This is a genomic window from Archangium sp. (assembly GCF_036389735.1).
GTDB lineage: Bacteria > Myxococcota > Myxococcia > Myxococcales > Myxococcaceae > Archangium.
The window spans coordinates 1-11,505 of record NZ_DASVWK010000334.1 but is presented as its reverse complement, the minus strand read 5'-3'; the positions used below and the strand labels follow the sequence as shown (position 1 = coordinate 11,505).

Sequence of the window (11,505 nt, the reverse complement as noted above, 5' to 3'; positions counted from 1 at the left end):
CGTGTCCGCGCGACACCCGAGCGGCGTCTCCGGGCGGCTCGGCGTGCTGCACCTGGGCGATCGCCCGGCCACGGAGGATCGCTTTCTCGTCGCCGAGGGCTTCACCCGCGTGGACGCCACGCTGGGCTACCGGGGCTCCTTCTACGAGGTGAACGTGAGCGTACAGAACCTGCTCGACGCTCACTGGCGCGAGGCCCAATTCGCCAACGTCTCGCGACTGCCCTTCGAGACGGAACCAGCGAGCTGTCCGGCCGGCACGAGGCCCGCGGGCGAAGAAGGCGCCTTCGAGGGGTGTGAGGATCTCCACTTCACCCCGGGCGCGCCCCTCAACGTTCAAGCCAGCGTGAGCTTCATCTTCTAACCGGCCCGGCGCGCGAGGAGCTGGGCCAGCATCGGCCGCACCAGCTCCTGGCCCCGCAGGGCCTCGCGCCACCGCTCCGGGATGGCCTGGAAGCCGTCCCGGAGTCCGGCGATTCCCCCCGCCACCGCCGCCGTCGTGTCCGTGTCGTCCCCGAGCGCCACCGCCGCCTTCACCGCGCGCTCGTAGGGGCCCACCGCCACGCAGTCCCTCGCCGAGCGCAGGCAATCCACCACGTACCCGCTCCCCTTCCCCGGGTCCTTGGTGTCGGGGCGGACGGAGGACTCCAGCTCCTCGCGCGGCGCCGTGCCCTCGGGGTATAGCGCGCGGAAGGTGGCCAGCGCCTCCGCCCACGCCTCGGTCGAGCCCTCCAGCGTCCGCCGCGCCCAGAGGCAGTAGAGCGCGCAGCACACCTGCGAGCGCAGGTGCCCGTGCGTCACCCGGGACTGGAGCATCGCGTCGCGCGCCAGTGCCGCGTCGTCCCCCAGGTGCCAGAGCGCCAGCGGCAGCACCCGCATCAGCGAGCCATTCCCGTTGGACCGCTCTTCCTTCGGGCCCGCCTCCAGCGCCGGGACGCCCGCTCGGACGTTCGCCAGGGCCTCTCGCGTCTGGATGCCGACGTCGAACACCTCGGAGTCCACCGCCATGTACCCGAGCTCGTACCAGTTCACGAGCCGCCGCCCCAGGTCCTCCACGTCCAGCTCGTTCCGGTACAGCAGCGAGGCCAGGAGGCACAGGGCTTGCGCGCCATCATCCGACCAGGTGCCCGGTGGGACTGCCGCGTGGGTCCGGGTGAATCCGTCCGGGGGGTCGAATTCGATCAGCGCGAGCTCGGGGATGTGTCCCGGCGGGTGGAACTCGTAGGGGACGCCGAGTGCGTCCCCAATGAGCAGCCCGTACAGGCCGCCTTCGATGCGTTCCTCGCGTGTCGGCATGGGCTCCCTACTGGGTGCGGAGGGCTTCGTAGATGACGTGCTCTCCCGAAGCGAGGCTGTGCAGGATGACGATGACCTTGTCCTGATCCAGGCTCGCGTCCATGTCGATCACCATGTCGCTCCGCCCCATGCTCAAGGCGGCGTGCATCCCGTCGTAACTCTCCTTCAGCTTGCGCGTCTGGAGCTCGCCCCGCTCGTCCAGCCACGCATAGGAGGCAACGACGTCCGGACCCTCCCCATCGTGCTCGGACTGGTACTGGTAGACGAAGCCGTGGGTCGCGTACCCCTCGATCAGCAGCGGCTTGTAGCGCGCATGGTAGCGAGGCTGCGAGAGGTAGCCGCGCTCACCCCAGACATCGGGGCGCGGCGTGGGCACCGCGAGCTCGGGGGGCAGCCGGCGGGCTCGCAGCGCTTGGAGGCGCCGTCGCACGAGCGGGCCCGCGAGCGCGGGCGCCTCCGCCTGCTTCGACAAGAGACGGTTGACCCCGTACACCGCCGCGAGTCCGACCACGACACGTAGGAAGGAAATGGCCATCCGTGGCTCCTTTATACGCCGCCCTTCGCCGCGATCAGCGTGTTGCGCATCAGCATCGCGATCGTCATCGGACCCACGCCGCCCGGCACTGGCGTGATGAAGGACGCCCGATCCTTCGCCTTCTCGAACTCCACGTCCCCCTTCAGCTTCCCGTCCGGCATCCGGTTCATGCCCACGTCGATCACCACCGCGCCGGGCTTGATCCACTCGCCCTTGATGAGCTCCGCCACCCCCACCGCCGCCACCACGATGTCCGCGTTGGCCACCTCGGCGGCCAGGTTGCTCTTGCGGTGGCACACCGTCACCGTCGCGTCCGCCGCCAGGAGCATCAGCGCCATCGGCTTGCCCACGATGTTGCTGCGCCCCACCACCACCGCCCGCTTCCCCGAGGGGTTGCACCCCGCCTCCTCCAGCAGCCGCATCACCCCGAACGGCGTGCACGGCCGCAGCCCCGGCTTGCCCAGCGACAGCTTGCCCGCGTTCATCGGGTGGAAGCCGTCCACGTCCTTCTCCGGCTTCACCGCCGAGATGATCCGCTCCGAGTCGATGTGCTTCGGCAGCGGCAGTTGCACCAGGATGCCGTGCACCGCCGGGTCCTCGTTCAGCCTGTGAACGATCGCCAGCAGCTCGTCCTCGCTGAGGCTCGCGTCCGGGTGCTCCTCCCAGGAGTTGAAGCCCACCTCCTCCGCCGCCTTCTTCTTGCCCGTGACGTAGATCTTCGAGGCGGGATCCTCGCCCACCCGGACCACCGTCAGCCCCGGCACCAGGCCGCGCTCGGCCTTGAGCTTCTCCACATCCGCCTTCACCTCCGCCCTCACCCGCGCCGCTACCGCTTTTCCGTCGATCAACTGGGCCATAGCGCGGCGGACTCTATGCGAAACTCCTTCCTGGCAAGGGAGCGAAGCGGACGTGGCACCTGGAAAAGTTCTCGGAGCGATGCTTGGCCTGGGCGTGGGACTGCTCATCGGTCTGCCCGTGGCCATCGTCCCGCTCGTCATCGTGGGGCTCATCCTCGGCCACCTGCTCGACGAGCTGAACGTGTTCCCCTCCGAGGCGGCGGCCCAGGAAAAGCCCCTCCCCCGCTCGGTCCTGAACACCCCCGCCCAGGACCACTACGCCCGCCACCTGTGCGCCCTCTTCATCGAAGTGGCCCGCGCCGATGGAGAGGTGGTGCGCGACGAGGTCCGCGTGGTGCGCGAGTACTTCGCCCACCAGCTCAAGTACGGCCCCGAGGCGCTCGGCCTCGTCCGCCGCTACCTCAAGGAGCACCTCGCCCGTCCCGCCTCGCTGGAGGACTCCGCCGCCGCCTGCCGCGATGAGCTCCCCACCTCCGAGCGCCTGCTGCTGCTCGATGCCCTCTACGCCCTCGCGCTCGTCGACGGACACCTCCAGCGCGCCGAGCAGGAGGCCCTGCGGCGTGTCACCCAGGGGCTCGGCCTCTCCGAGGAGGAGCTGCGCTCCGTCACCGCACGCCACTTCGGCGATGGCGAGGTCCACTACGCCCGGCTCGGCCTCACCCCCGCCGCCTCCGACGCCGACGTGAAGCGCGCCTACCGCCAGCTCGCCGCCACCCACCACCCGGATCGCGTCGCCCACCTCGGACAGGGAGCGGTCGAGCAGGCGTCCCGCCGCTTCCAGGAGATAAAGGAGTCCTACGAGGAGATCCGCCGCCTGCGCGGCCTCTGAGCATCACCCCCGACGCGCTCCCGGAGTGCCTCGTCACCGTGGCCATGTTGAGAGGACGGAGGCCCGTGTGAAGCCGGAGCAGGACTGGAGCTACGAGGAGCAGCGGTTCAGCGCCATCTTCAACCAGGGTCTGGTGGGCATCGCCCATGTGGACCTGACGGGGCGCTTCATCCAGGTGAACCCGCGCTTCTGCGAGTGGGTCGGCCGCTCCCACGAGGAGCTCCTGCACCTGCGCATGCAGGACATCACCCACCCGGAGGACCTCGGGAGAAACATCTCGCTGCTCGAACGGGCCGTGCGAGGCGGTCAGGCCTTCACCATCGAGAAACGCTACCTGCGCCCGGACGGCTCCATCATCTGGGTGAACAACGCCGTGTCGGTGCTCATCAACCCCGAGGGCAAGCCCCACCACTTCGTGGCCATCTGCCAGGACATCAGCGAGCGCAAGCGCACCGAGGCGCAGCTGCGCTTCCTCTCGGACGCCAGCCGCGTCCTGTCCGAATGGCCCGAGGACGTGGAACAGGCCGTCCAGGCCATCGCCCGGCTGGCCGTCTCCTCCGTGGCGACGACCTGTGTGGCGGACCTCGTGCAGCGGGATGGGAGTCTGCGCCGCGTGGCCGCCGCCCACCGGGAGCCCACGATGGAGCCCATCCTTCGGCGGTTGATGAAGTATCCCTTCGCCACCACCTCCCCCATCTACCCGGTGCTCCAGACGGGACAATCCCTGCTGCACGCGGACATCACCCCGGAGATGGATCTGCGGATGGCGCAGGATGCCGAGCACCTGGAGGCCCTGCGCGCCATTGGCGCGCGTTCGGCCATGGCCGTGCCCCTCAGGGCACGGGGCCGGATCCTGGGCATCCTCCTCTTCTCCACCAGCGAGCCGGGCCGGCGCTACTCCCCGGATGACCTGACCATGGCCGAGGAGCTCGCGCGCCGCACGGTGGCCACCCTGGAGAACGCCCGCCTCTTCCGCGAGTCCCAGGAGGCGGTGCGCCTGCGCGAGGAGTTCCTCGAGGTGGCCTCGCACGAGCTGAGGACGCCGCTGATGTCCCTCAACCTCCAGCTCGAGCTCCTCCAGCGAGGACTGAGCGAGCAGTCGCGCCAGACGGGCACGGGCAGGCTGTCCGCGGTGCGGCGCCAGCTCACCCGGCTCACCCTGCTCGTGGACAGCCTGCTCGACGTGAGCCGCATCTCCGCCGGCCGCCTGGAGCTGGAGCTGTCGGAGGTGGACCTCGTTGAACTGGTGCGGGACGCGCTCGACCGGATGCACGGCGTCTTCGCCCAGACCGGGAGCGAGGTCACCCTGCACGCGCCCTCCGAGCCCCTCGTGGGTCGCTGGGACGCGGCCCGGTTGGATCAGGTGGTGATGAACCTGCTCGGCAACGCGGCCCGGTACGGCCAGGGTCGTCCCATCCGCCTGGAGCTTCGGACGGACAATGCCCAGGTCTTCCTGCGCGTGCGGGACGAAGGGATCGGCATCGCGCCGGAGGACCGAGAGCGCATCTTCGGCCGCTTCGAGCGCGCGGTGTCCCGGCGCCACTATGGAGGCATGGGGCTCGGGCTCTACATCACCCGGCAGATCGTCGAGGCGCTCGGCGGCGAGGTGTGGGCGGAGAGCGATCTGGGGCGGGGCTCGACATTCGAGGTGCGCCTGCCCCTTTCCCCCCGCTGACGCGGCAGCCGCCAGGGGCTACGCTGCCTGTCCATGCCAGCGCATTCCACCATCCAGGTCCGCTTCATCGACGCGAAGACGGGTCAGCCCATCGGGGAGGCGGAGCTGTCCGCCGAGCAGCTCCCGCCCAGCTTCGAGGCCGCGACGACCCTGAAGATCGGGGCGAAGTCCTACGAGGTCGTCTCCGCCGACCCCATGACGGCCTCCGAGTACCGGAAGACGGGCACCCTGAGGCTCACGCTGCGGGAGGTGAACGTCTCGACGGTGGAGCCGCGAGCGGTGCTCTACTCGCTGCCCACGCTCTGTGAGCAGATACCCGCCATCGAGAAGGGCTCGACGAAGCTCGGCAAGAGCGTGCTCGAGCTGCACGAGGACGACTGGCGGCAGGTGGAGTTCGTGGCGCTCACGCTCGAGTCCTCCATCGAGGTGGAATTGAGGGCCATCGAGCGCATCTTCACCCAGCACCGGAAGAGTCCTGGCTTCGATGCGCTCCACATGCGCAAGGAGCTTCCCTCCCCGCTCCAGGGCTGCTGGCTCACCCTCGCCGACCTGCGGAGCGCCCTGGGAGAGGCCGCGTCGTGGCTCGACGGCGTCTCGTTCCAGGGCGTGGCGGGACTGATCGCGGACGGCTTCGCCGTGAAGCTGCCCTCGGGCTTCACGCTGTACGGCACCCAGCGGGAGGGACGGATCGCCGTCCTGGCCCTTCGGCCCACCAAGGGGGGCGCGGCCCTCGAAGGGGATTCCCGCCTGCTGTCGGCCCTCGCGATCCGGCACCAGCTCTGCCTCCTGGACTGGTGCCGGGTGGAACAGGTCGCGCCCACCGCCGACCGCCTCCGGGCCTGGCTGTCCAAACAGGGCTGAACAGCGAGGGCAAAACCGGGTTGAACCCGGGCCCGTCCTGACGCATTACAGGGTGAACTATGAGTGACCGCGGCCCCCCCAAGAAGAAGAGCGAGGCCTTCAACAACCCCTTCAAGTCAGCGCTCACGGAGCTCAAGAAGAAGCAGGCCGAGCCAGCCAAGAAGCCCCAGGCTCCTCCCCCGCCCCCCAAGCCCTCCAAGCCCAAGCGGGGCCAGGAGGAGGACGACATGTCCCTCTTCCTCTCCGCCATGGACGGCGTGGAGCAGATCACCGATCGCGGCGAGGCGCCCGTGCCCAACCCCCGCCTCCCGGAGATCATCGACGAGAACGCCGAGGCCCTCGCCGAGCTGGCCGAGATGGTGGCGGGCCATGGTGACTTCACCGTCGCCGAGACCGATGAGTACATCGAGGGCGCCGCGCCCGGCATCGACGCGCGCCTGCTGCGCTCGCTGCGCCGTGGCGACTTCACCGTGCAGGGCCAACTGGATCTCCACGGCATGACCCAGGTCGAGGCCAAGGGGGCCGTGGACCGCTTCCTCACCGACAGCCGCCGCACCGGCAAGCGCTGCGTGCTCATCGTCCATGGGCGCGGGCTGAACTCCCAGGATCACGTCCCCGTCCTCAAGGAGCGCCTCCGGGTGTGGTTGAGCCAGAAGAGCATCGGCAAGACGGTGCTGGCGTTCGCTACCGCACGTCCGCAGGACGGTGGGACGGGGGCCGTCTACGTGCTGCTCCGCCGGTAGCTGGACGCCCGGGCGGCACTGTGCATACATGCCGCCATGGCACGTGATCTGATCGATCTTCACATCCACATGGGCAGCTCCGTGGCTCCCCATGTCCTCTGGTCCCTCGCGCACCAGCAGGGCTTCAAGCTCCCCGTGAAGGACTACTTCGAGTTCGTGGAGCTCATCACCTCGCGTCCCGGCAAGGTGAGCAGCCTCGAGGACTACCTGAAGATCCTCCACACCTGGACGGAGAAGATTCAAAGCTCGCCGATGGCCGTCGAGCGCTCCGTGTACGAGATCATCGGCAAGGAGTACCGCGGCAGCCGCGTCACGCAGATCGAGCTGCGCTTCAACCCCATGAAGCGCAACCTCAACTCGGAGCTCGACCTGGACCACATCATCCACGCGGCGCTGCGAGGCATGGACCGGGCCATGCTCGAGTACGGCGTGAAGGCCGGCCTCATCTTCTGTCTGGCCCGCGAGTTCGATCACCGGCTCAACAGCATCGTCGTGGACAAGGCCATCAAGTACCGGAACCGCGGCGTGTACGGCATCGACCTGGCCGGCACGGAGAAGCACGCGCTGGAGCTCGAGCCCTCCATGGTGACGCAGTACGAGGAGCTCTTCGCCCGCGCGCGCAAGGCCGGCCTCAAGTGCACCGTGCATACCGGAGAGACCAAGGGCACCGGTGCCGAGGGCGTCATGGCGGTGGTGGAGAAGCTCAAGCCCCACCGCATCGGCCACGGCATCCGCGCCGCCTACGACGAGACGGCCATGAAGATGCTGCGCGAGCAGGACGTGGTGCTCGAGGTGTGCCCCACCTCCAACCTGCACACCCGCGCGGTGGAGGGGCTCGACGAGCTCAAGCACATCATGCGGACCTTCTGGGATCGGGGCGTGAAGTTCACGCTCAACACCGATGGCACCTACCTCCTGGAGACGGACATGCTCCGCGAGGTGGAGCTCGTCGAGAAGAACGGCCTCCTCACCTCCGCACAGGTGGATCAGACGCTCGCCTGGGCGCGCCAGTACTCCTTCATTCCTGGCTGAGCGCTATGTACGGCCTCGCGCGCGCCCTCCTCTTCCGCCTCTCCGCCGAACGCGCCCACCGCATGGGCATGGAGGCGCTGCACCGGCTCGGGCAACAACCGGGCTTGAGCCTGCGGATGCGCGCGCGGACGCTCTCCGCCGTCACCTATGACGCCGCCGTCAACGTGGCGGGCCTGCGACTGGCCCACCCGGTGGCGCTCGCCGCGGGGCTCGACAAGGAAGCCGAGGCCGTGGACGGGCTGCTGGCGCTCGGCTTCGCGGCGGTGGAGGTGGGCACGCTCACCCCGCGCCCCCAGCCGGGCAACCCCACCCCGCGCCTCTTCCGCATCCCCGAGCACCGCGCCCTCATCAACCGGATGGGCTTCAACAACCACGGTGCCGCCAACGCCGCCGAGCGGCTGCGCGTGCGCACCTGGCACCCCGCCCCGGTGGGGGTGAACATCGGCAAGAACAAGGACACGCCGCTGGAGAACGCGGTGGACGACTACGTGGCGTGCGTGGACGCGCTGGCCCCGCATGGAGACTACGTGGTCGTCAACGCCAGCTCGCCCAACACACCGGGCCTGCGCAAGCTCCAGGAGCCCGAGCAGCTCGGCGCGCTGCTGCGAGCGGTGAAGGCCCGGCTCACCCAAGTGGCCCCGGGCAAGCCCCTCTTCCTGAAGATCGCCCCGGACCTCACACCGGAGGCCGTGGACGAGGTGGTGGACGTGGCGCGCGCGTGCGGGCTGGACGGGCTCATCGCCACCAACACCACCCTCGCCCGCCCCTTCGAGCACCCGGTGGCGAAGGAGGCCGGCGGCCTGTCCGGAGCGCCGGTGCGCGAGCCCTCCAACGCCGTCATCCGCCGCGTCTATGCGCGCAGTGGGGGCGCCCTGCCCATCATCGGCGTGGGCGGCGTCTTCACCGCCGAGGACGTGTACGAGAAGCTACGGGCCGGAGCCTCGGCGGTGCAGGTGTACACGGGCTTCATCTACGAGGGGCCCGGCATGGTGCGCCGGCTGCTCGAGGGCCTGGGCCCGCTGCTGGCCCGGGACGGCTTCCGCTCGGTACGCGAGGCCATTGGCGCCGATCACCGCGCCCAGGGCTGAGGGCTCTCGAAAAAAAGCTGGGCGCTCGCCGGCGCCTTGGAGTTCCACCGGCGAGCGCGCCTCACCGCATCTACTTCGAGGCCTCGTCGGCCTGAATGTCCAGCGAGCCACTCACGGTGCTCACGTCCACGTCGTGCTCGCCGTTGCCATAGCGCTGCTCGGTGGAGCCGAGGCTCACCGCGCGCCCGTTGAAGTGGCCCCCCACCGAGGAGAACTCCACGTTGGCGCCCGCGCCGCGTGGCAGCTTCATCTTCACGGCACCGGAGACGGTGCTCACCTCGGTGTCCGCGAGGGCCTCGGGCGCCAGCTCCACCTCACCGTTCACCGCGGACACCTCCACCTCGCCCCGCGAGCCCTTCAGCGACACGGAGCCGTTCACCACGGAGACCTCCTGAGACCCCGCCACGCCGGAGGTCTTCACCTCGGCGTTCACCGTGCTCACCTCCAGCGAGGTGCCGCGCGGCACCTTCAACACGAAGTGGGTGACCACCGGATCCCTGCAACTGGTCGTCTTGCTCGAGCAGGAGCCGCCGCAGCACAGCCGCACCGACACCTCCTCCCCCTCCTGCTTCACCTCGAGCGGGAACTTCGCGCGCTGCTCCTCGCTGCCCTCCTGCTTCGCCTCCACCGACACCGACTTGCCCTCCGTCGCCTCGACGCGGACGGAGCCATTGATGTTGGCGACGTTCACCTTCGGAGTGGCGGACGTATCGAATTGCCAGGACTGCGTGGCGGGAGCGGCGGCCAGGACCAGGAGCAGGGCGAGATTCACGGTGATTCCTCGGGAGGGGAGAAGGTTGTCCCCCTCCCCTACGGGCCACCGGAAAAACGATTTCACTCGCCCCGTGCGACCCGCCGGTACACCACGTCATGGCGGCGCACCATGCGCTCCAGGGACAGCTCCCGCTCCACGAAGGCGCGAGCCTCCGCCCCCATCCGCCGGCCCAGCTCCCGGTCGGACAGCAGCCGCAGGAAGGCCTCGCTCAAGGTCTGCGGACGCAGGGGCGGCACCACCAGGCCCCGCTCACCGTCCGCCACCAGCTCGGGGTTGCCGCCCACCCGAGTGACCACCATCGGCAGCCCCGCGGCCATGCCCTCCATCACCGCGTTGGACATGCCCTCGGCGGTGGAGCAGAGCACCCCCAGCGTGGCCTTGCCGTAGAGGGCCGGCACGTCGGCGCGGTGGCGCAGGAAGTGGACGCGGTCGGCCACGCCCAGCCCGGCCGCCAGCCGCTCCAGCTCCGGCCGGCGCGGGCCGTCGCCCACGAGGTACGCGTGCAGCGTGCGGCCCGACTGGCGCAGCAGGTGGAGCGCCGTAATCAGGTCCTCCTGGCGCTTCACCGGGTGGTTCATGTTGGCCACGTGCACCACCACGGGCGCCCCGCCGGTGTCCGGCAGCGGCCCCTGGAGTCCCTCGCGGACCCGGGCGTCGAAGCGCGACAGCTCCAGCCCGTTGTGGATGACGCTGACGCGCGAGGCGGGCAGGCCCTCCTCCTCCACCAGCAGCCGGCGGATGGCGTCGCAGTTGGCCACCACATGGTCCGCCATGCCGGTGAGGCGCGCGTGCAGCATCCGCCGCGCCGGCCCCTGCCAGTGGCTCAGGTCCAGCCGGCTGACGATGACCTTCGCCCCGGCCAGCTTCGCCGCGGGCACCACCAGCATGGTGGAGTAGAAGTCGTGGACGTGGATGAGCTCCACCTTGTGGTGGCGCAGCCAGCGCGCCAGCCGCCCCACCTGCACCAGCGTGTTGACGTGCGCCAGGGAGCCCTTGAGGGGGAACTCCTCGGGCACGAAGCCCAGCTGCTCCAGCGAGCCCATCAGCGGCCCGGCGGACTGCAGCACGGAGACTTGGAGGCGGTAGCTCGGAGGGAGCCCGCGCAGGAGTTCAAGAACCTGGACCTCGGTGCCGCCGATGTGAAACGACCTGGTGAATTGCACCAAGCGGAGGGGTTCCTGCCCCATCCGCGCGTCCTCACGCCGCATTTCCCCTCCCCACCCAGGCCGGCGCGGTTCCGCCCGCGACAGCCATCCGTTTCTCCGCCTCGGCCGCCTCCGCCCGGCTCAGGGCGATGCGATGCGCGCTCGCAGCCAGTCCGAAGAGCACGTACAGGTGCGCGGACAGGATGTAGCCGGAGAACAAATCGCACACGAGGTAGCCCGTCATCGCGGCCGCCAGTCCTCGCGCCATCCACCCCATGCGCGGATCCCTCGAGGCCTCGAAGGCGCCGCCCGTGGCGCTCCCGGCGAACACCAGGAAGAAGAGCAGGCCCAGCCAGCCCATCTCCCCGATGACGTCCAGGAAGATGTTGTGCGCCACGTAGGCCCGCGTGGCCTGGGGCGGCGCGTAGTCGAACCAGGCGTAGCGGAACGCGCCCGCGCCCACGCCCAGCAGCGGCTTGTCCAGGCTCATGCGCGACGTCACCTGCCAGGCGTACACACGGCCCATCGCCGAGGCGTCCTGGTGCAGCTCCGTCACCGTCTCGTTGCGCTCCCAGAAGCTCTTGGGCGCGAACACCGCCAGGCCCACGGCCAGCGCGATGCCGATCATCACCGAGCGCATCTTCTTCTTCTCGCGCAGCGCCCACACCCCCA

At 69.8% G+C, this 11,505-nt stretch carries 12 protein-coding genes and 1 pseudogene; 7 read left to right on the top strand and 6 right to left on the bottom strand.

From position 1 onward, the window contains the following. A pseudogene (locus VF794_RS11775) lies at window positions 1-361 on the top strand (hypothetical protein); the annotation flags it as partial. Here VF794_RS11775 and VF794_RS11770 read toward each other — a convergent pair. Genes VF794_RS11770 through folD form a run of 3 tightly spaced genes read right to left on the bottom strand, consistent with a single transcriptional unit; the run spans window position 358 to window position 2,685 of the window. Beyond that, complete coding sequence (locus VF794_RS11770) at window positions 358-1,293, bottom strand: ADP-ribosylglycohydrolase family protein (protein ID WP_331109761.1); 936 nt, start codon at window positions 1,291-1,293, stop codon at window positions 358-360. The pseudogene VF794_RS11775 and the gene VF794_RS11770 sit on opposite strands and share 4 nt — an antisense overlap. Window positions 1,294-1,300: 7 nt before the next feature. Continuing rightward, window positions 1,301-1,828: a hypothetical protein gene (locus tag VF794_RS11765; protein ID WP_331109759.1), complete on the bottom strand. Its 528-nt coding sequence runs from the start codon at window positions 1,826-1,828 to the stop codon at window positions 1,301-1,303. 11 nt (window positions 1,829-1,839) lie between these two features. Then, window positions 1,840-2,685 carry a bifunctional methylenetetrahydrofolate dehydrogenase/methenyltetrahydrofolate cyclohydrolase FolD gene (gene folD / locus VF794_RS11760; protein ID WP_331109758.1) on the bottom strand — a complete coding sequence of 282 codons (846 nt, stop codon included), beginning with the start codon at window positions 2,683-2,685 and terminating at the stop codon, window positions 1,840-1,842. A gap of 79 nt (window positions 2,686-2,764) precedes the next feature. Here folD and VF794_RS11755 point away from each other — a divergent pair, with 79 nt between their 5' ends. The 6 genes from VF794_RS11755 (at window position 2,765) to VF794_RS11730 (ending at window position 8,913) form a co-directional block, all read left to right on the top strand. After that, entirely contained in the window at window positions 2,765-3,514 is a 750-nt protein-coding gene (locus VF794_RS11755) for a TerB family tellurite resistance protein (RefSeq protein WP_331109756.1), read from the top strand. Window positions 3,515-3,581: 67 nt separating this feature from the next. After that, entirely contained in the window at window positions 3,582-5,189 is a 1,608-nt protein-coding gene (locus VF794_RS11750) for an ATP-binding protein (protein WP_331109754.1), read from the top strand. A gap of 33 nt (window positions 5,190-5,222) precedes the next feature. After that, entirely contained in the window at window positions 5,223-6,050 is an 828-nt protein-coding gene (locus VF794_RS11745; RefSeq protein WP_331109753.1) for a hypothetical protein, read from the top strand. 59 nt (window positions 6,051-6,109) lie between these two features. Beyond that, a complete protein-coding gene (locus tag VF794_RS11740) occupies window positions 6,110-6,793 on the top strand; it encodes a Smr/MutS family protein (protein ID WP_331109751.1) in 684 nt (227 codons plus the stop codon). Between the two features lie 36 nt (window positions 6,794-6,829). Further along, complete coding sequence (locus tag VF794_RS11735) at window positions 6,830-7,825, top strand: adenosine deaminase (protein ID WP_331109749.1); 996 nt, start codon at window positions 6,830-6,832, stop codon at window positions 7,823-7,825. Window positions 7,826-7,830: 5 nt separating this feature from the next. Beyond that, window positions 7,831-8,913: a quinone-dependent dihydroorotate dehydrogenase gene (locus VF794_RS11730; protein WP_331109748.1), complete on the top strand. Its 1,083-nt coding sequence runs from the start codon at window positions 7,831-7,833 to the stop codon at window positions 8,911-8,913. A gap of 70 nt (window positions 8,914-8,983) precedes the next feature. On the opposite strand, the gene VF794_RS11725 is transcribed toward VF794_RS11730, so the two are convergent. The 3 genes from VF794_RS11725 to VF794_RS11715 all read right to left on the bottom strand — a co-directional run. Beyond that, window positions 8,984-9,685 carry a DUF4097 family beta strand repeat-containing protein gene (locus VF794_RS11725; RefSeq protein ID WP_331109746.1) on the bottom strand — a complete coding sequence of 234 codons (702 nt, stop codon included), beginning with the start codon at window positions 9,683-9,685 and terminating at the stop codon, window positions 8,984-8,986. Between the two features lie 62 nt (window positions 9,686-9,747). Then, complete coding sequence (locus VF794_RS11720) at window positions 9,748-10,896, bottom strand: glycosyltransferase (RefSeq protein WP_331109744.1); 1,149 nt, start codon at window positions 10,894-10,896, stop codon at window positions 9,748-9,750. Then, a partial coding sequence (locus VF794_RS11715) for an O-antigen ligase family protein (RefSeq protein WP_331109742.1) occupies window positions 10,886-11,505 on the bottom strand: 620 nt, incomplete at its 5' end. The genes VF794_RS11720 and VF794_RS11715, both read right to left, overlap by 11 nt.